This is a genomic window from Martelella mediterranea DSM 17316 (genome assembly GCF_002043005.1).
Classification (GTDB): Bacteria; Pseudomonadota; Alphaproteobacteria; order Rhizobiales; family Rhizobiaceae; genus Martelella; species Martelella mediterranea.
In genome coordinates this window covers 4,557,701-4,575,603 of sequence record NZ_CP020330.1, presented here as the reverse complement: position 1 = coordinate 4,575,603, position 17,903 = coordinate 4,557,701, and the positions used below count along the sequence as shown (strand labels likewise).

19 protein-coding genes and 1 tRNA gene are annotated in these 17,903 nt (G+C 64.0%); 11 read left to right on the top strand and 9 right to left on the bottom strand.

Annotated elements, in window-relative coordinates; all coding sequences use genetic code 11:
- Window positions 1-8: 8 nt before the first annotated feature.
- Window positions 9-1,061: a DUF475 domain-containing protein gene (locus Mame_RS21320; protein ID WP_018064389.1), complete on the bottom strand. Its 1,053-nt coding sequence runs from the start codon at window positions 1,059-1,061 to the stop codon at window positions 9-11.
- 333 nt (window positions 1,062-1,394) lie between these two features.
- Here Mame_RS21320 and Mame_RS21315 point away from each other — a divergent pair, with 333 nt between their 5' ends.
- The 3 genes from Mame_RS21315 (at window position 1,395) to Mame_RS21305 (ending at window position 3,371) form a co-directional block, all read left to right on the top strand.
- A complete protein-coding gene (locus Mame_RS21315) occupies window positions 1,395-1,853 on the top strand; it encodes a DUF4126 family protein (RefSeq protein WP_026173401.1) in 459 nt (152 codons plus the stop codon).
- On the top strand, window positions 1,850-3,226 hold the full coding sequence (locus Mame_RS21310) for an FAD-containing oxidoreductase (protein ID WP_018064391.1): 1,377 nt from the start codon (window positions 1,850-1,852) through the stop codon (window positions 3,224-3,226). The genes Mame_RS21315 and Mame_RS21310 overlap by 4 nt, the downstream gene beginning before the upstream one ends.
- 71 nt (window positions 3,227-3,297) lie before the next feature.
- A tRNA-Gly gene (locus Mame_RS21305) sits at window positions 3,298-3,371 on the top strand.
- A gap of 8 nt (window positions 3,372-3,379) precedes the next feature.
- On the opposite strand, the gene Mame_RS21300 is transcribed toward Mame_RS21305, so the two are convergent.
- From Mame_RS21300 to Mame_RS21285, 4 genes are all read right to left on the bottom strand, one after another.
- A complete protein-coding gene (locus Mame_RS21300) occupies window positions 3,380-5,257 on the bottom strand; it encodes a glycosyltransferase family 2 protein (RefSeq protein WP_018064392.1) in 1,878 nt (625 codons plus the stop codon).
- Between the two features lie 206 nt (window positions 5,258-5,463).
- Window positions 5,464-5,880: a tellurite resistance TerB family protein gene (locus tag Mame_RS21295; protein WP_018064394.1), complete on the bottom strand. Its 417-nt coding sequence runs from the start codon at window positions 5,878-5,880 to the stop codon at window positions 5,464-5,466.
- A gap of 24 nt (window positions 5,881-5,904) precedes the next feature.
- Window positions 5,905-6,579, bottom strand: coding sequence for a S24 family peptidase (locus Mame_RS21290; protein ID WP_018064395.1), 675 nt, complete (start codon window positions 6,577-6,579; stop codon window positions 5,905-5,907).
- 95 nt (window positions 6,580-6,674) lie between these two features.
- Window positions 6,675-7,322, bottom strand: a complete 648-nt coding sequence (locus Mame_RS21285) for a response regulator (RefSeq protein ID WP_018064396.1) — start codon at window positions 7,320-7,322, stop codon at window positions 6,675-6,677.
- 256 nt (window positions 7,323-7,578) lie between these two features.
- Between Mame_RS21285 and Mame_RS21280 the strand changes: the two genes are divergently transcribed.
- Both Mame_RS21280 and Mame_RS21275 read left to right on the top strand, forming a co-directional pair.
- A complete protein-coding gene (locus Mame_RS21280) occupies window positions 7,579-7,929 on the top strand; it encodes a DUF952 domain-containing protein (protein WP_018064397.1) in 351 nt (116 codons plus the stop codon).
- On the top strand, window positions 7,926-9,017 hold the full coding sequence (locus Mame_RS21275) for a quinone-dependent dihydroorotate dehydrogenase (protein WP_018064398.1): 1,092 nt from the start codon (window positions 7,926-7,928) through the stop codon (window positions 9,015-9,017). Before Mame_RS21280 ends, Mame_RS21275 begins: the two co-directional genes overlap by 4 nt.
- On the opposite strand, the gene Mame_RS21270 is transcribed toward Mame_RS21275, so the two are convergent.
- Both Mame_RS21270 and Mame_RS21265 read right to left on the bottom strand, forming a co-directional pair.
- Window positions 9,007-9,498, bottom strand: a complete 492-nt coding sequence (locus Mame_RS21270) for a CAP domain-containing protein (RefSeq protein ID WP_018064399.1) — start codon at window positions 9,496-9,498, stop codon at window positions 9,007-9,009. The genes Mame_RS21275 and Mame_RS21270 overlap by 11 nt on opposite strands.
- The gene (locus Mame_RS21265; protein ID WP_018064400.1) at window positions 9,495-9,761 is read right to left on the bottom strand and encodes a DUF6460 domain-containing protein; all 267 of its coding nucleotides are present in this window, start codon (window positions 9,759-9,761) and stop codon (window positions 9,495-9,497) included. The genes Mame_RS21270 and Mame_RS21265 overlap by 4 nt, the downstream gene beginning before the upstream one ends.
- A gap of 130 nt (window positions 9,762-9,891) precedes the next feature.
- Here Mame_RS21265 and Mame_RS21260 point away from each other — a divergent pair, with 130 nt between their 5' ends.
- The 6 genes from Mame_RS21260 to Mame_RS21235 all read left to right on the top strand — a co-directional run bounded on the left by Mame_RS21260 (window position 9,892) and on the right by Mame_RS21235 (window position 16,139).
- Complete coding sequence (locus Mame_RS21260) at window positions 9,892-10,839, top strand: methyltransferase (RefSeq protein ID WP_018064401.1); 948 nt, start codon at window positions 9,892-9,894, stop codon at window positions 10,837-10,839.
- A gap of 88 nt (window positions 10,840-10,927) precedes the next feature.
- Entirely contained in the window at window positions 10,928-11,233 is a 306-nt protein-coding gene (locus tag Mame_RS21255) for a hypothetical protein (RefSeq protein WP_018064402.1), read from the top strand.
- 101 nt (window positions 11,234-11,334) lie between these two features.
- Entirely contained in the window at window positions 11,335-11,970 is a 636-nt protein-coding gene (locus tag Mame_RS21250) for a YitT family protein (protein ID WP_018064403.1), read from the top strand.
- 52 nt (window positions 11,971-12,022) lie between these two features.
- Window positions 12,023-14,551 carry a ligase-associated DNA damage response DEXH box helicase gene (locus tag Mame_RS21245; RefSeq protein WP_018064404.1) on the top strand — a complete coding sequence of 843 codons (2,529 nt, stop codon included), beginning with the start codon at window positions 12,023-12,025 and terminating at the stop codon, window positions 14,549-14,551.
- Complete coding sequence (gene pdeM / locus Mame_RS21240) at window positions 14,548-15,255, top strand: ligase-associated DNA damage response endonuclease PdeM (protein ID WP_018064405.1); 708 nt, start codon at window positions 14,548-14,550, stop codon at window positions 15,253-15,255. The genes Mame_RS21245 and pdeM overlap by 4 nt, the downstream gene beginning before the upstream one ends.
- A complete protein-coding gene (locus Mame_RS21235; RefSeq protein ID WP_018064406.1) occupies window positions 15,255-16,139 on the top strand; it encodes an aminoglycoside phosphotransferase family protein in 885 nt (294 codons plus the stop codon). The genes pdeM and Mame_RS21235 overlap by 1 nt, the downstream gene beginning before the upstream one ends.
- Window positions 16,140-16,141: 2 nt before the next feature.
- Here the strand turns inward: Mame_RS21235 and Mame_RS21230 are convergent, their stop codons facing one another.
- Both Mame_RS21230 and Mame_RS21225 read right to left on the bottom strand, forming a co-directional pair.
- The gene (locus Mame_RS21230) at window positions 16,142-16,921 is read right to left on the bottom strand and encodes a TIGR02186 family protein (RefSeq protein WP_018064407.1); all 780 of its coding nucleotides are present in this window, start codon (window positions 16,919-16,921) and stop codon (window positions 16,142-16,144) included.
- The gene (locus Mame_RS21225) at window positions 16,918-17,844 is read right to left on the bottom strand and encodes a sulfite exporter TauE/SafE family protein (RefSeq protein ID WP_018064408.1); all 927 of its coding nucleotides are present in this window, start codon (window positions 17,842-17,844) and stop codon (window positions 16,918-16,920) included. The genes Mame_RS21230 and Mame_RS21225 overlap by 4 nt, the downstream gene beginning before the upstream one ends.
- Window positions 17,845-17,903 lie beyond the last annotated feature (59 nt).

Genomic DNA, 17,903 nt, shown 5'->3' with positions numbered 1-17,903 from the left:
TCCGGCTTTCAAAGCGTTTCGGCGAGTTCCTGCAGCTTGCGCCATCGGATCGATGACCAGAGCGAAAGCGCGATCAGGCCAGCGCCCACAAGCCCGGTGATCGCCTCGGGAATGTGCAGCAGCGTCTGGGCATACATGATCACCGCCAGCACCAGAATGGCGTAGAACGCGCCGTGCTCCAGGAAGCGGAAATGCGACAGCGTCTGGCGGTCCACCAGCATGATTGTGAGCGAGCGCACATACATCGCGCCGATGCCAAGTCCGATCGCGATCACCAGCAGGTTTTTGGTGAGCGCGAAGGCGCCGATGACGCCGTCGAAGGAAAAGCTGGCGTCGAGCACTTCGAGATAGATGAAGGCGCCGAGGCCGCCCTGCGCCGCCGCCTTGGCGGTCTGCGTCTGGGTCGCGTCGATCAGGCCGCTGAAGACTTCGATCGCGAGATAGGTCAGCAGGCCGTAGATCGCGGCGTAGAAGAATTCCTCCGCCCGGCCATCGTCCACGAGTTTGGAGAAGATCAGCACCAGAACCAGCGCAATACCGGTTTCGATGCCCTTGACCGCGGCCAGGCGCGCCATCGGCTTTTCCAGCGGCGCGAACCAGTGCACGTCCTTTTCATGATCGAAGAAATAGGACAGGCCGACCATCAGCAGGAATGTGCCGCCGAAGGCCGCGATCGCCAGATGGGCGTCATGCATGATCGCGGCATAGGCTTTCGGCTCGGCGAAGGCCAGGTGAATGGCGGCGAGCGGCCCGATCTTGGCGGCAAGCACCACGATCACCAGCGGGAACACCAGCCGCATGCCGAACACGGCGATGAGGATGCCCCAAGTGAGGAACCGCCGCTGCCAGACATGGCTCATGGTCTTGAGCTTGTTGGCGTTGACGACCGCATTGTCGAAGGATAGCGAAATCTCCAGCACCGCAAGCACGGCGGTGATGAACAGGAAGGCAAGCGCGCCGCTCAGCCCAAAGCTGAAATAGCCGTAAAGCGTGCTGGCCACGAGCCCTGCAATGGTGACGATGAACGCCCATTTGAAATAGGAAAGGGTGGAGGCTTTCATGGACGGGCCTCCCCTGTCGGCAGGGAGCTATGAAAGAAAAGCGCGCATGCACGAAGATTACGCGCACGCGTCCGAAACGTCAGATTTTGAAGCATGGTAACCATGTCCGCCGGCTAATTTGCGGGCGGTACCGACATCACGAGAGCGCCGTCAAACTCTCGCCAGAGGGGCCCGGCACCGGGTTCGTCGCGGCTCCTCCAGGATGCGCCGGACTGCACCAGACTTAGCCGCAAAATCGCCGGCGTCAAGTGCCGCGTCGATTCAGCTTTCCAGATTGCACGCCGGACAGGGCGTGATAGATTGACAAATCGCAATCGGTTGGGAGTTGGCGGCATGCTTTATCTTCTGGCGTTGTTAATCGGTATTGTTGCGGGTTTGAGGGCGATGACGGCGCCGGCTGCGATCAGCTGGGCCGCTTATCTGGGTCTTCTCGATCTCTCCGGCTCATGGCTCTCCTTTCTGGCCTCGCCTTGGGCGGTCGGCATATTGAGCGTGCTGGCGCTCGCGGAATTCGTCACCGACCAGCTTCCCTCCACCCCCAGCCGCAAGGTGCCTCCGCAATTCGGGGCGCGCATTTTCATGGGCGCGGTCTGCGGCGCGGCGATCGGATCGGCCTCGGGCGTCTGGATCGCGGGTCTCGTGCTCGGCATTGCCGGCGCGGTGGTCGGCACGCTCGGCGGCGCTGCCGTCCGGCAGCGGCTCGCAGCCCGGTTCGGCCGCGATCTGCCGGCTGCCCTCATCGAGGACGCGGTTGCCATCCTTGCCGCATTGGGTATCGTGTGGAGCCTATGAGGACATTCGACGCCATCATCATCGGAGCGGGACAGGCGGGGCCGCCGCTTGCCGCGCGTTTTGCCGCCGAGGGCCGAAAAGTCGCGCTGATCGAACGTCATCAGGTCGGTGGCACCTGTGTCAACACCGGCTGCACGCCGACGAAGACGATGGTCGCCAGCGCCCGCGCCGCCCATGTGGCACGGCGCGCGGCCGATTTCGGGGTTGATATCGGTGGCGGCATCAGCGTTGACATGAAGCGGGTTCAGGCGCGCACGGCCGAGATTGCCGGCGCCTCGCGGTCCGGCCTCGAGAGCTGGCTCTCCGGTCTCGACAATGTCGCGCTTCTGCGCGGCCATGCCGGTTTCATCGGTCCCGACCGGGTTGCGCTCGACGATGAGCTGCTGACAGCGCCGAAGATTTTCATCAATGTGGGCGGCCGGGCCGCGATACCGGATATCGAGGGTCTTTCCGATATCCCCTATCTCACCAACAGCGACATGGTCGGTCTCGATCGCCTGCCGGAGCATCTTCTTGTGCTGGGCGGCAGCTATATCGGGCTGGAATTTGCCCAGATGTTCGCCCGCTTCGGCTCCAAGGTGACGGTGGTGGAGCGCGGCGCGCATCTGATCGGCCGCGAGGATCCGGAGGTCAGCGAGGCGGTGCGCGGCTTTCTGGAGGATGAAGGCATCACGGTGATGACCGGCGCGGAATGCATCCGCGTCGAGCGGCGCGGCGACGGCATCGTCATGCATGCCGATTGCGGCGGCGAGACCCGGACCGCCACCGGCACAGACCTGCTGGTGGCGCTCGGCCGCAAGCCCAATACCGATGACCTCGGTCTCGACAAGGCGGGCGTCGCCACCGATGGCCGAGGCTTCGTGACCGTCGGGCCCGATCTCCAGGCCAGCCAGCCCGGCATTTTTGCGCTTGGCGATTGCAACGGACGCGGGGCCTTCACCCACACCGCCTATAATGACTACGAGATCGTCGCCGCCAATCTTTTCGATGGCGAAAGCCGCTCGGTTGACGATCGCGTCTCCGGCTATGCGCTTTACACCGATCCCCCGCTCGGCCGCGCCGGCATGAGCGAGACGGAGGCGAAAAAGGCCGGCCACAATGTCGCGGTCGCCAGCCGGCCGATGACGAACGTCTCCCGCGCCAAGGAAAAGGGCGAAACGGCGGGACTGATGAAACTCGTCGCCGACGCCGATAGCGGAAAGCTCCTCGGCGGCGCGATTCTCGGCCCCGGCGGGGACGAGGCGATCCACGCCGTCCTGAACCTGATCAATATGGGCGCCACGGCCAAAGACCTGCAATGGGCCGTGCCCATCCACCCGACGGTCTCGGAGCTGCTGCCCACCCTTGCCGGCGGCCTGGAGCCGGTTCGCTGAACCCTCGCTTTTTCAGCTTGCCGCCGGTGCGCGGGCAGTGGTATGGAACGGCCTCCGGCATGGTCGGACGGGCGGGTATGATGTAATGGTAGCCTGTCAGCTTCCCAAGCTGAACGCGCGGGTTCGATTCCCGCTACCCGCTCCAGGGTCTCCTCACTTTTCCGATGGCTTGTGCTCGGTTTTGCGCCAGAGATACGGCGCGTGGTAGAGTTCCACGAATGCCTTCCACGCCGAAAATGACAGCATCAGCCAGTAGAGCGGCAGCCAAAGGGCGCTTGCGCGCATGCCGAGCATTTCCTCCTTGCGCATTTTCGACACGCCGAGCCGCAGGAATATCCAGTAGCTGGCGATGATGTTGATCAGGTCTATGCCGGTCAGGATCTGCTGCAGCGGCCCGGGGTTGGAGGCCGGGTGGAGCAGCAGCCAGCCGGTCGTCAGCACCGATACGAACAGGAGCGGGTGCAGCAGCGATGACAGGATCATCCCGCCGGTATTGGCCAGGAAAACCGCAAAGCCAAGCAGACCCAACTCGTCGCGCAGCCGCCCCGGTTCCCTGAGCGCCACCAGCGCCGTCTGGAGCCATCCCTTGAGCCAGCGCGATCGCTGGGCGATCCAGGGCCGGATCGCCGTCGGCGCGTCCTCCAGCGTTTCCGCGGTGATCGCCCCGCAATAATAGCCGAGCCGGTGCATCCGAAGGCCGAGATCGGCATCCTCCGCGACATTGTAGGGATCCCAGCCGCGGCAGGCGCGCAGCACGCCGATGCGGAAATGATTGGAGGTGCCGCCGAGCGGTATCGGAAACCGGTGAAGGGCGAGAAAGGGCAGTATGCCGCGAAACAAACCTGAATACTCGCAGGCGTAAAGCCCCGTGATCCAGTTCTTTCCGACATTGGAGATCGTGAGCGGCGCCTGAAGGCAGGCAAGCTCCTTCGGCGACTGTCGAAACGTGTTCCAGGCTTCGCGCAACTGGTCGGGGTGCGGACGGTCTTCGGCATCATAGATTACCACGAACCGGCCCCTGGCGCCGCAAAGCGCGTAGTTGAGCGCATTCGGTTTGGTCCGCGGTCCGCCGGCGGGCACGACCACCAGCTCGAATTGCGCCGGCAGTCGCGCCCGCGTGATGGCGTTGATGGTTTCCGCGTCATCCGCCTCGCAAACCAGCTTGATATCGAGCCTGGAGGGGGGCCAGTTGATGCGTTGCATACTCTCCGACAATTGCGGGATCATCCCGGCTTCGCGATAGAGCGGGATCAACACGGTATAGACCGGCAGGTCCGGCGGCTCGGCTTCAGGTTTGAGCGCGCGCGGGCGGGGCCTTGCCCGCGCCGCGGCAATACGGACGAGCAGAGCGAACAGATAGAGCGTCGTGAATATGATATGGGCGAGCAGCAGGGTCTCGGCGGGAAAGAACAACAGACCGGCCAAAAGCGTTGCCGCGCTTCCCCCGAGCAGGAAACCCTGTTTGCCCCAGAAGACGATCCGCGCGGAAAAGCGCGGCTCCCAGACCATGAGCTCGTTGACGGCGTTGGTGAGCCGCCGGCCCTCGCCGGTTTTCCATACCGCAGCGCGCACGGCTTCCGGCGTTGTGATGATGACGCAGCGCCTGATTTCGGGCCGCGACGCCAGACGGAGATGAAGGTCGGCAAGATCGCCGACGGTGGGCACCACCGCGAAGCGGCGCTCGGTCTCTCCGCTATCGAGCCTGAGGCCGCGGGGGTCCGCCAGGAGGCGGTCGATCCCGGTGCGGTCCGTGACGCAATCCGGATCGATGCGGCTTTCGAACGGCAGCACGAGATACCGGGCGAGCCTCCTGTAATAGTCGACCGAGGCGATCGCGCCGCTGAAAAGAAGCTCCTTTTCGATCGTGGTGTTGTTGGCGAGCGCGGCCTTGATCCCGTCCTCGATGACGCTTTCGTCAAAGCCGAGGCGGTGCAACATCTGGCGCTCCTTCCGGATCGCTTTCGGGAGCGAACGCAGGGCAGCAGAGGCGCGATCCGGCGTGCGGATGGCGGCCTGCCTGAACACGGACATGATACCCCTCTTTACCGCGCGCCCTCTTTTGTTTTTTACAAGTAAAGACTCAGGGTGAAGGGAAAGGCAAGATAGAAATGTTGTTTCTAGATTTTGGTCTGTGCCGTGCAGCCATGTGTACGGCGTTTTATGAGAATATATTCAAGAAATACTTTAGTTTTATCTAATAGACTAAAGCTGATATTTTTACGCCGCCGAAAATCGCCTCAAACGGTGCGGTACCGGGCGATCGCACCGCGTTCGATCGCGGCGCAGGTCAGCTTGTCGAGGTGCAGCCTGTCACGGAGGAGCTGCAGCAGGCGGATTTCCTCGGCGCGGATGACCTGATCGACGGACATGATCTCGACGGCCAGCGCATAGGCCGTGTCGTAAAGCCGCTTGGGCAGCGTGTCGCGGATGATCTCCAGCGCGATATCCATGCCCTCCGGCCCGGACACGATCCCGGCGCAGTCATGGGCAATGCGGGTAAGGTCGTTTTCGTCGAACCCCTCGAACACCGGCAGCGAGCGGGTGATATGTCCGATCCGCGCCATCTCCGTGTCGCTCATCGCGCTGTCGACGGCGGATGCCATCACCATCACATAGATCAGCGCGTCAAAATGGGTAAGCTCGGGTCGGGACATGAACGATCTCTCGGGTTGGGAAAATTACTGGCTGGCCCAGAGAATGCGGGCAATCCACTCTATGTCTGAAAGGTCGAAGACGATATTGGCATGGGCGGGGTTGATCGACATCAGTTCGATCTGGCGGGTGGTGCGGCGCACCAGAACCTTGGCCAGAACCTCGCCCTCGCGGGTGCGCACCACCACGCGGTCGCCCTTGCGGGTTTCGGCATTAGCCTCGACGATCAGCAGGTCGCCGTCGCGGTAGAGCGGCATCATGCTGTCGCCCTGCACCTCAAGCGCGTAGATCCCCTGGGCGCTGCGGGAGGGAACGGGAAAGTCGACCTCGTCCCACCCCTGGCCGACCGGATATCCGCCATCGTCGAAGAAGCCGCCGGCGCCCGCGCGCGCGAGCCCCAGAAGCGGTATTGTCGAAGGCTGCGGCGGGAAGCTGCCGATCGGTCCCGGAACGCCGCCGGCAATCGCCGGGCTGTCGTTGACGAACTCCGTCATCGACGTGTTGGTGGCCGCCAGGATCTTGGCGAAGGATTCCATCGACGGCCAGCGCTCGCGGCCGTCCGGCGCGCGCCGCTTCGACTTGTTGAAGGTGGTCGGATCGAGCCCGGCCTTGCGCGCGAGGCCCGACGGGGTGAGCTTGTTGCGCGCGGCGAGCCGGTCGATCGCGCTCCAGATCTCGCTGTGGGTGAGTTTCTCAAACATCGCCGTCGGGTCGGTTGATATCCACTTAACCTATAGCTTAACGGATATCGCAGCGTAAAGGCGGACAGGAATAAAATCCTGTCTTTTACATGTCATCACGCAACCATCGCCATGTTGACCTTGCCGAGCTGGATGACGGCCTGGGTCCGGCTGTCGACATTGAGTTTCAGCAGGATCGCGGAGACATGCGCCTTCACGGTCGCCTCCGAAACGCCGAGCTCATAGGCGATCTGCTTGTTCAACAGCCCCTCGCACAGCATTCTGAGCACGCGTGACTGCTGGGGCGTCAGCGTCTGCAATCGCTGCAGCATGTCGGCGATGTCGGGATCGCTTTCCTCGCCGCCGCCGTAGTTTTCAGGCGTGTAGACCTCACCTGCAAGCACCTTGCGGATGCCGTTGCGCAATTCGTCGATCCCGACCGATTTCGAGATGAAACCGGAGGCGCCGAGCGCGAGCGAGCGGCGAATGGTGTCGTCATCGTCGCTGCCGGAGATCACCACGATCGGAAGACTGGAGAATTCGGAGCGCAGCGTGATCAGGCCGGACAGGCCACTCACCCCCGGCATGGCGAGGTCGAGCAGAAGCAGTTCGGCTTCCGGATTGTCGCGCGCGGCCTGCTGGGCGCTTTCGAAATCGCCCGCCTCGACCACGGCGTAGGGCGTCGACATGCCGCCGATCGCCTGTTTCAGCGCGCTGCGGAACAGCGGGTGGTCGTCCGCGATCAGAATGGTTTGTCCGGTCATTCCTGGCCTCCTCCCAAAGGCAGTTTCACAACCCTTAACATTCGACCTCGCGCTGCTGCAACTGTTTGACGGCACAACAATGGTGGTCCTGCTATTTATGCTCGTCGCCGCGCCGTATTAGCAACCCAAAAAAAGCGCATAATGCCCGGAAATACGCGATTTCCCCTTGCTTTCGGTCGCTGAAACCGCGTGACGATGGACATTTGCGTCACTCTTTGCCAAACCCGGAGCCGGACAGCAAAGCGACAGGACGGATATGAACCAGCAACCGATTTACAAGATCGTCACCGATGGGGAGTGGCAGGCGGCACGGTCCGCCGGCGTCTTCAAGGGCGCGGCGGTCGATCTCGCGGATGGCTTCATCCACTTCTCGACCGCCGGCCAGGTGCAGGAAACCGCCGCCCGGCATTTCGCGGGCCAGACGGATCTGCTGCTGATCGCGGTCGACCCCGCGGCGCTGGGCGACGCTCTGAATTATGAGCCATCGCGCGGCGGCGCGCTTTTTCCCCATCTTTACGGCGATCTGTCGTTCGATGCCGTTCTTTGGGAAAAGCCGCTGCCTGTGGACGGAAACGGCCGGCACGATTTTGCGGGACTGCTTTCATGATCGACCTCTACCGTTGCGGCGGTCGCCGCGCCGCCTTCGCGCTCGATCCCGAGCTTGCCCACGGCCTGACGCTGAAGGCGATCCGCACCGGCCTGCTGCCCGGCGCCCGCCACGCGGGCGACACGAGCCTTCAGGCCACGGTGGCCGGCCTCTCTTTCAAGAACCCGCTGGGCGTTGCCGCCGGGCTCGACAAGAACGGCGAGGCGCTGGACGGACTGCTGAAGCTCGGCTTCGGCCATGCCGAGGCCGGCACGGTTACGCCGCGCCCGCAGCCCGGCAACCCGAAGCCGCGACTGTTCCGGCTGGTGAAGGACGAGGCGGTCATCAACCGCATGGGCTTCAACAATGATGGCCACGACGCGCTTGCCGCCCGCCTCGAGCGCCGCAACGGGTCGACGGGCCCGGGCGTCATCGGCGTCAATATCGGGGCCAACAAGACGTCGGAGGATCGGATCGCCGACTATGTTGCCGGCATTACGCGGTTTTCCGGGCTCGCCGACTACCTCACCGTCAATATTTCCTCGCCCAATACGCCGGGCCTGCGCGATCTGCAGGCGCGCGCGGAGCTCGCGCGGCTTCTCGGCAGGGTCGCCGAGGCGCGGGAAAAGGCGGCCCGCAAGGTGCCGGTGTTCCTGAAGATCGCGCCGGACCTGACCGAGGAAGGCCTCGATGATATCGTCGCCGAAGTTCTGAACAGCACGCTCGACGGCGTCATTGTTTCCAACACCACGCTGTCGCGCGCGGGTCTCAGGGAAGAAAAACTGGCGGGCGAGGCCGGCGGGCTTTCCGGCGCACCGCTGTTCGAGCGATCGACCGCGCTTCTCGCCCGCATGCGCCAGCGCCTCGGCCCCGATCTTGCGCTCATCGGCGTCGGCGGGGTCAATTCGGGCGCGCGGGCGGTGGAGAAGATCCGCGCCGGCGCCGATCTGGTGCAGATCTATTCCGGCATGACCTATGAGGGGCCGCAACTGATCGATGACAGCCTGACGGCCATCATCGCCGCCATGCGCGAAGCAGGCGTCAGTGCGCCGCGCGCGTTGCGCGATAGCGGCGTTGCGGAATGGGCTGCAAAACCGTTTACTGGCTGAGGCACATCGCCCAGAAGGGCTGGTTGCCGGAATTCGGGCTGACGGCGCGGGCGACGCCGATATGGGAATAATTTCCCAACATGTTCTTCAAATGCCCCGGTGAATTGACCCAGGCCTGGAAGGCGCGCTCCGGTGTGCGCTGCTGCATGGCGATGTTTTCGGCCGCCGGCAGCGGCAGGCCCATGCGCTTGAACCGGGCCAGCACGCTCTCGCCGCCGGTGATGTGGTTCATCTTGTCGGCCAGTGCCATGCGGCTTGCCTGATCGATCGCCGCCTGCTCGCAGGCGCGCGAATAGGAAAGCGCTGGAAGCCCCCGGCTTTTGCGCAGATCATTGACCCAGGGCAGGAAGGTGGACGTCATTGCCTCGCTGTCGACATCACCGCGCGGAAGGTCGCTGCCGAAAAACGGGCTGCAGGCGGCAACGCCAGCGGCAAGCGCGCCCAGCAGGAGGACGCGGCGGGTGGTGGCGATCTGTGTCAACGGCGATAGCTCAGAATGCGGATGATCAGGAAGACCGGCACGACGATGATCGCGCCCAGCACGAAATAATGGCCGACCTCGCCAAGGGCCGCAAAGCCGCGATTCCAGATGTTTCGCAGGAAATCGATGATGCCGTAATAGATGTCGAGCGGATGAATGCCGAGCGCCGACAGGATGAAGCCGACGATCAGCGAGACCACCAGCAGGCGGACGATCGTTCCGACGACCGTGCCGCCCAGGAACCTGTTGACGTTGTTGCTCATGCCGCTCTCCTTTACCGGCTAGATAAAGAGGCTTTGCGGCGCATTCAAGAAAAAAGCGGCGATGCGATTCCGCTTGCTTTTCGAATGGAAAAGCGACATTGGCGCTCAGTTCCCTACCGGTTTTCGAGACATGAGCCTTCTTTCCCTTTCCTCGGGCGATCTGATTGCCGATCGCCGCGCCGATTATGCCCGCATGCTGGACGAGGCCGGCGATCATGCCGCTGCCGCCGAGGTGATGGAGCAGGCGATGGCGCTTGCGCCGGACTGGCCGGCGGGCCTCGCGCTGCTGGCCGCCTATCGCGAGCATGCCGGCGATGTCGCGGCGGCGATCGCAACGCTCGAAAAGCTCGAGGGCGAGGATGATGACGACCTGTTCGCCGCCAGCCTGAAGCTCGCCGTTCTCGGTGCGTCCGAGCCGCCCGCCCATCCGCCGGGCCGCTATGTCGAGGCGCTGTTCGATTCCTATGCCGATCATTTCGATGCGGCGCTGACCGAGCGGCTCGATTACAACGCGCCGGAAAGGCTTGCGGCGCTTCTGGAAAAGAGCGAGGGCGCGCCGCGCTGCTTCAGGCTTTGCGCTGATCTCGGCTGTGGAACCGGGCTTTCGGGCGCTGCGTTCTGCGCGCGGGTCGACCGCCTCGAAGGCTTCGATCTGTCAGCCAACATGCTGGCCAAGGCGGAGGAGAAGGCGGTGTATCAGCGCCTCGCCCAGGCCGATCTTCTGCTTGCGCCGGAAGAAAGCGGGCTGTTTTCGCCGGAGCTCGCGCATCACCGCGCCGATCTTGTCGTCGCCGCCGATGTGCTGATGTATCTCGGCGCGCTTGAAAGCCTGATGGCGAATGTCGCGGCCCTGATCGCGCCCGGCGGCCTGTTCCTGTTTTCGGTCGAGGATGGCGGCGAGGCCGAGGCCTATACCCTGCTACCGTCGCTGCGTTACGCCCACGCCTTCGCCTATGTCGAGGGCCTGTTGTCTGAGGCCGGTTTCGCGCTGGAGCGCCATGAACGGGCGGCCCTGCGCAAGGATGCGGGCGAACCGGTTCCCGGCATCCTGTTTCTGGCGGTCAAACTTCTCTCCTGACGCCCTGGCATGCGGGTGGACGGAACCCCCGCACGGTCATGCGCGTTTACCCTCCAAACGTGTCCAACAGACCGAAAGGAGGCTGACCATGACCTTCACGCCTGAACTTTGCCACGCCGCGCGCATTCTCGCCCGGATCGACCGCCCGACGCTTTCGGCCGAAAGCGGGATCGCGGAGGATCGGATCGAGGCGTTCGAGAACGGCACAGCCGATCTGGGCGACAATTCGGTCGAGAAACTGAAGATGACGCTCGAAGCGCTCGGCGTGATTTTCCTGCCCGAGGAGAAGGAGGGCGGCGTCGGCATACGCCTGAAATTCACCGGCAGCGAAACCCGCCGCATCCTGAACTGGGAAGGCGAGGGCGGCCGCGTCAACCAGGACGACGTGGTGTAATCGAGTTGCCGGACGCTCCGGTTTGACGCGCGCATCGATTTGAGCGATGGACTTATCGGGGCCGGTCCGGTCCCGATTTTTCATGTCCGGAGCTTGATGCCTTGTCCGAAAACCGCTTTCTCGCCGGGATTGTCAGTTCGACCTCCGAAAGCCATTCGGCGCTTGAGGATGCGCAGGGCATCATCGCGGGGTCCATGCTCGCCTGCCTGGGCGTGATGGTGCTGAAGGCCGGTGGGCTGTTGACCGGCGGCACGGCCGGTCTCGCCTTTCTGCTGACCTATGCGACCGCACTCGATTTCGGCCTCGCTTTCTTCATCGTCAATCTGCCGTTCTACTATTTCGCATGGAAGCGGCTGGGGCTGAAATTCACCCTCAAGACCTTTGTCGCCGTGGCGCTGACTTCGGTTCTCACGGCGGTGGTGCCGGATTTCATATCGATCGGCGAGACCGATCCCCTCGTCGGCGCGCTGTTCGGCGGCGTTCTGGTGGGGGCGGCGCTGCTGATCCTGTTTCGCCATTCGGCAAGCCTCGGCGGGTTCGGCATTCTGGCGCTCTATCTGCAGGACCGGTTCGGCTGGAAGGCGGGCTATGTGCAACTGATGCTCGACGGCTGCGTGCTGCTGCTCTCCTTCTTCGTGGCGACGCCCTTCATCATCGCCTGTTCCGTCGCGGGTGCCGTGGTCATCAATCTGGTGCTTGCCATCAATCACCGGCGCGATCGCTACATCGCGATGTAGGACGACAAAATATCCGCTGGCGTTTGCCCGCGATAATTGCCATTTTGCGCTCATGAACGAAACGGAAACATTGCCGGAGCGCTTTCGCCGCTGGTTTGCCGAGAATGGCTGGCAGCCGCGCCCGCACCAGCTTGAACTGCTGGCGCGCGCGGGCGCGGGCGAGGACATGCTGCTGATCGCGCCGACCGGCGCGGGCAAGACGCTTGCGGGTTTCCTGCCGTCCCTTTCCGATCTCGACCGGCGCGGGCCGCAAAAGCCCGGTGTCAGGCCGCGCGGGGTCCACACGCTTTACATCTCGCCGCTGAAGGCGCTCGCCGTCGATATCGCCCGCAATCTGGAGCGCCCGGTCGTCGAGACCGGTCTTCCCATCACCATGGAAACTCGCACCGGCGATACGCCCCAGGCCAAGCGCCAGCGCCAGCGCCTGAAGCCTCCGGATATCCTGCTGACGACCCCGGAGCAGCTTGCCCTGCTGCTTGCCGGCAAGGATGCCGACCGCTTCTTCGAGGATCTCCGCTATGTGATCTTCGACGAGCTGCATTCGCTGGTCACCTCCAAGCGCGGCCATCTTCTGTCGCTCGGGCTTGCGCGGCTCAGGCGGCTGCGGCCGGAGCTCACCGCCATCGGCCTTTCCGCCACCGTCTCCGATCCGATGGAATTGCAGCGCTGGCTGGTGGCGCAGACCGGGGTGGGCGACCCGCCCCATGCCGGGCTGATCACGGTCAAGGGCGGCGCACGGCCTGAAATCACCATCCTGAAGGCGTCCGCGCGCATTCCCTGGTCCGGCCATTCGGCGCGCTATGCCGCGCCCGATATCTACGAGGAACTGAAACAGCGGCGGATGACGCTGATCTTCGTCAACACCCGCTCGCAGGCCGAGATCGTGTTTCAGGAATTATGGGGCATCAATGACGACAACCTGCCGATCGCGCTGCATCACGGCTCGCTCGATGTCGGCCAGCGCCGCAAGGTGGAGGCGGCGATGGCGGCCGGCAAATTGCGCGCGGTCGTCGCCACCTCCACCCTCGATCTCGGCATTGACTGGGGCGATATCGACCTCGTCATGCATATCGGCGCGCCGAAGGGGGCAAGCCGGCTTGCCCAGCGGATCGGCCGCGCCAACCACCGCATGGACGAGCCGAGCCGCGCCATTCTGGTGCCCGCCAACCGGTTCGAGGTGATGGAATGCCAGGCCGCCCTCGACGCCAATTATGTCGGCGCGCAGGATAGCCCGCCGATCGGCGAGGGCGCGCTCGATGTGCTCGCCCAGCACGTGCTCGGTATGGCCTGCGCCGAGCCCTTCGAGATCGACGCGCTTTATGACGAGGTGCGCACCGCGTTGCCCTATACCGGCCTTGATCGCGAGACCTTCGCCCGCGTGGTCGATTTCGTCGCGACCGGCGGCTATGCGCTGCGCAGCTATGAGCGCTATGCCAAGATCCGCCAGATGGCGGACGGGCTGTGGCGGATCTCCCATCCCGATGTCGCCCGCCAGTACCGCCTCAACCTCGGCACCATCGTCGAGATGCCGATGCTGAAGATCAGGCTTGTCAGAGCGGGCAAGCGCAGCGGGCCGCTTAGGGGCGGGCCGACGCTGGGCGAGGTCGAGGAATATTTCATCGAGATGCTGCGGCCCGGCGACACCTTCCTGTTTTCCGGCAAGGTGCTGCGTTTCGAGGGCATTCGCGAGAATGAATGCCTGGCCTCGGTCGCTTTCGATACCGACCCCAAGATACCGGCCTATGCCGGCGGCAAGTTTCCGCTGTCGACCTATCTCGCCGATGGCGTGCGTGCCATGCTTGACGATCCGGAGCGCCGCAAGGCGCTGCCCGGCCCGGTGCGCGAATGGCTGTCGCTGCAACAGCAGCACTCCCACCTGCCGAAGCGCGGCGAATTGCTGGTGGAGACCTTTCCGCTCGAAAATCGGTTCTACATGGTGGCCTATCCCTTCGAGGGGCGGCTTGCGCACCAGACGCTTGGCATGCTTCTGACCCGGCGACTGGAGCGCATGGGTGCCGCGCCCACCGGCTTCGTTTCCACCGACTATTCGCTGGCGATCTGGGGGCTGAAGGATATCGGCGCGATGCTGGTCGATGGCACGCTCGACCTGAAGGAATTGTTCGACGAGGACATGCTTGGCGACGATCTCGAGGCATGGCTGGACGAGAGCTACATGCTGAAGCGCACCTTCCGCGCCTGCGCCACCATTGCCGGCCTGATCGAGCGGCGCTTTCCGGGCAAGGAGAAGACCGGAAGGCAGATGACGGTCTCCGCCGATCTGATCTATGATGTGCTGCGCAGCCACGAACCCGACCATATCCTGCTGCAGGCAACGCAAGCGGACGCGGCGGCCGGCTTGCTGGATATCGCCCGGCTTGGCACAATGCTGGAACGAATCAAGGGCCATCTGGTGCACTACCGGCTCGAGCGGGTCTCGCCGCTGGCCGTGCCGGTGCTCTTGGAGATCGGCCGCGAAAGCGTCAATGGCGGCGCCGGCGATGCCGTGCTTCAGGAAGCCGCCGATGAACTGGCGGCGGCGCTCGAGGCGGCGGAAATGATGCATGAAGAGGCAGGCGAATGAACGTGCAGGCGATGGAACGGGAAGGGCAGGCCGGCCGCGCGCGCCGGTTTTCGGGCCATGCCGTTCTGTTTGATGCGTCCGGAGCTGCCTTCTTCCCCGAACTCGGCCTCCTCGTCGTCTCCGATCTCCATCTGGAGCGCGGTGCTGCCCATGCGCGGCGCGGCTTCTTCCTGCCGCCCTATGATACCGGGCGCACGCTTGCCGCCCTTTCAGCCGTGATCGCCCGCTATCGCCCGGCGCGCGTGGTCTCGCTCGGCGACAATTTCCACGACCGTGTCGGCGCGCGCGAAATGCCGGCTGACACCCGTGAAAAACTCTCGGCTCTTGCGGAAAGCTGCGACTGGGTGTGGATCAACGGCAACCACGATCCCGATGGCGTTGGCGGGCTTCCGGGTCGGGTCTTCGATGTCTGGGCGTTCGAGGGACTGACTTTCTGCCATGAGCCGACCCGCAATGCCGGGGCCGAAATCTGCGGCCATCTCCACCCCTCCGCCGTGCTGCACCGCCCGGGTAAATCCGTCCGCCGTCCCTGCTTTGCCGCCGACGAGACGCGGCTGATGCTGCCGGCCTTCGCCACCACGCGCGGCGGGCTCGACCTGCGCCACCGCGCCTTTGCCGGGTTGTTCAACCGAAAGCTGCTCAACGTGCACATGCTGGGGCCGGACAGGGTCTATTCGCTGCCCTTTGCAGCACTTGGCTGCTGATGCACGCCGATGAAGTGCCGGTCAGCCTCCCGGCGGCGCGCGCGCTGATCTTCGCCCAGTTTCCCCGGTATCGCGATCTGCCGGTGAGCCCGCTTGCGGGCGGGACGGACCATGCGATCTTTCGCGTCGGACAAAACATCGCGGCGCGCTTTCCCAGGCGACTGGAGGCGGCCGATGCGTGCCGCATCCGGCTTGAGGACGAAGCGCGCGCGCTTGGCGAACTGGCCGCCTGTTGTCCGGTGCCCTGCTCGGAGCCGCTTGGCCTTGGCCGGCCGGGCGATGCCTATCCGATGTACTGGACGCTGCAGACATTTCTGCCGGGCGCGGTCGCGACGCCTGTGGGTCTGGCCGGGTCCGACGGATTTGCCGATGATATCGCCCGGCTGATCGCAGCGCTCAGGCAGGCGGATACGAAAGGGTGGCGGTTTGACGGGCGCGGGCGGGGCGGCCGCCTGACGGATCACGACGCCTGGATTTCGACCTGCCTTGAAAACAGCCGCGGCCTGCTCGATGTCGCGCGGCTTTCTGCCCTGTGGGAAAGATTGCGACTGCTGCCGCCGGGAGGACCCGACGTGATGAGCCATCGCGACCTGATCCCGGCCAATCTTCTGACAAAAGACGGTCGCCTTGCGGGCGTGCTTGATGGCGGTGCCTTCGGGCCGGCCGATCCGGCGCTCGACCTGGTGGCTTGCTGGCATCTCTTCGATGCAACGCGCCGGGCGCGCATCAGGCAGAGCCTCGGCTCGGATGAACTCGAATGGCAAAGGGGCGCCGCCTGGGCGTTTGCGCAGGCAATCGGGCTCGTCTGGTATTATGAGGCGAGCAATCCCGGCATGGCGGCGCTCGGCCGCAGCACGCTCGCCCGCCTTCTTGATGATGGCTGAACTCAGCTCTTGCGGAAAATAACGCTGGCGAACCAGCCCGAAAACAGCGCGATGGCCACCGCGCCGAGGCCGTAGAACAGCGGATATTCGTGCGCGGCGACGGTGAGCCGGGCTTCGAGCCCGGTCTTCACGACCTTCAGCGGCAGGGTTTCGGTGGCGATCTGGCGACCGTTCTTGAACAGATAGGCGCGCACCGTATGGGTGCCCTGGGGAATGTTCACCGAAAGCCTGAGGCTTGCCCTGAACAGGCTGTTGGAAACGAAGGACACCCCGTCCGGCTCGCTGTCGTAAAGCGCTTCCGTGGCGTTCAGCCGCAGCATCGCCTCGCGGAAGGTGGCGACGTCGCTCGCATCGCCGAAATAGCCGACGGGCGAGATCCGCAGATGCGAAACGCCGATGCCGGCCGAATTGAGCGCCTGCGGCGTGGTCACCTCATCCAGCGGCCGCGTGCTCGAGATCGAATAGGAGCGCGGCACATGCTCGAAGGTGACCGTCTCGCGGTTGACCCAGATGCCGAAGACGCGCTCCTTGCGGCGCACATCGGCCTCGGCTTTCGGGCCTTCGAGGATCACCACGATATCGTAGGCGCCCTTGGAAAGTAGCATCGGATCGGCATCGTTGATCGCGCCGAACACGGTGAGATCGGCGCCGGAGAAATCCGAGGTGATCGCGATCTGGTTGGTCGAGGTGCCGATCTCGAGCGTCTCCTGCTGCGGCACCTGGGCAAGGGCTGCGGCGGGAACAACAAGGGCGGCGAGGAGAAGGAGGGCGGTTTTGATCATTGCGGCGACCCCTCGAAGACGACCGAGAACAGATCGCTCGGCGTGACGACCAGACCGAAGGCGAGGCGGATGCCGACGGCGAGGATCAGGATCGCCAGCAGCGCGCGCAACTGCTCGCCCTTGAGCTTCTGGCCGACGCGCACGCCATATTGCGCGCCGACAACGCTCGACAGCATCAGGAGCGTGGCAAGCACGATGTCGACCGAATAGTTGGTCGTCGCCTGTATCACGGTGGTGTAGGCGGAAACGAAGATGATCTGGAACAGCGACGTGCCGACCACGATATTGGTCGGGATGCGCAACAGGTAGATCATCGCCGGCACCATGATGAAGCCACCGCCGACGCCGAGCGAGGAGGTGAGCACGCCGATCATGCCGCCGAGCGCGAACACCGGAATGACACTGAGATAGAGCTTCGATTTCTTGAAGCGCATCTTGATCGGCAGGCGATGAACCCAGTTATGCTGGCCCGGTTTTCGCAGGGAAACGGATTGCTGCTTGGAGCTGCGCCTGATCGCGCGGATGCTCTCCACCAGCATCAGCGCGCCGATTGACGACAACAGCACCACGTAGAGCAGCGAGATCACCAGGTCGAGCTGGCCAAGATCGCGCAACATCGAGAACAGCCATATGCCGACGGTCGCGCCGACAATACCGCCCGTCAGCAACACCGTGCCGAGCTTCATATCCAGCGTGCCGCGCCGGAAATGGGTGAGCGCGCCGGAGACCGAGGAGGCGACAACCTGGCTTGCGCCGGTCGCGACCGCCACCACCGGCGGGATGTGGTAGAATATCAATAGCGGCGTGATCAGAAACCCGCCGCCAACGCCGAACATGCCCGATAAGAAACCCACTGCCGCGCCCATGCCGAGTATCACGAAAATATTGACCGAAAGTTCGGCAATCGGCAGGTAGATCGACACGCGTGTCCCCAATAGCATTTGGGCCGGATGTTGAATCCAGCCTTCTTAAGAATGCTTTC

Coding starts and splice junctions, on each gene's coding strand:
- Mame_RS21245 (WP_018064404.1), top strand. CDS start 12,023: ATGAACGAAACGGAAACATTGCCGGAGCGCTTTCGCCGCTGGTTTGCC.
- Mame_RS21280 (WP_018064397.1), top strand. CDS start 7,579: ATGAACCAGCAACCGATTTACAAGATCGTCACCGATGGGGAGTGGCAG.
- Mame_RS21275 (WP_018064398.1), top strand. CDS start 7,926: ATGATCGACCTCTACCGTTGCGGCGGTCGCCGCGCCGCCTTCGCGCTC.
- Mame_RS21300 (WP_018064392.1), bottom strand. CDS start 5,257: ATGTCCGTGTTCAGGCAGGCCGCCATCCGCACGCCGGATCGCGCCTCT.
- Mame_RS21320 (WP_018064389.1), bottom strand. CDS start 1,061: ATGAAAGCCTCCACCCTTTCCTATTTCAAATGGGCGTTCATCGTCACC.
- Mame_RS21260 (WP_018064401.1), top strand. CDS start 9,892: ATGAGCCTTCTTTCCCTTTCCTCGGGCGATCTGATTGCCGATCGCCGC.
- Mame_RS21315 (WP_026173401.1), top strand. CDS start 1,395: ATGCTTTATCTTCTGGCGTTGTTAATCGGTATTGTTGCGGGTTTGAGG.
- Mame_RS21255 (WP_018064402.1), top strand. CDS start 10,928: ATGACCTTCACGCCTGAACTTTGCCACGCCGCGCGCATTCTCGCCCGG.
- Mame_RS21235 (WP_018064406.1), top strand. CDS start 15,255: ATGCACGCCGATGAAGTGCCGGTCAGCCTCCCGGCGGCGCGCGCGCTG.
- Mame_RS21295 (WP_018064394.1), bottom strand. CDS start 5,880: ATGTCCCGACCCGAGCTTACCCATTTTGACGCGCTGATCTATGTGATG.
- pdeM (WP_018064405.1), top strand. CDS start 14,548: ATGAACGTGCAGGCGATGGAACGGGAAGGGCAGGCCGGCCGCGCGCGC.
- Mame_RS21285 (WP_018064396.1), bottom strand. CDS start 7,322: ATGACCGGACAAACCATTCTGATCGCGGACGACCACCCGCTGTTCCGC.
- Mame_RS21230 (WP_018064407.1), bottom strand. CDS start 16,921: ATGATCAAAACCGCCCTCCTTCTCCTCGCCGCCCTTGTTGTTCCCGCC.
- Mame_RS21310 (WP_018064391.1), top strand. CDS start 1,850: ATGAGGACATTCGACGCCATCATCATCGGAGCGGGACAGGCGGGGCCG.
- Mame_RS21265 (WP_018064400.1), bottom strand. CDS start 9,761: ATGAGCAACAACGTCAACAGGTTCCTGGGCGGCACGGTCGTCGGAACG.
- Mame_RS21290 (WP_018064395.1), bottom strand. CDS start 6,579: ATGTTTGAGAAACTCACCCACAGCGAGATCTGGAGCGCGATCGACCGG.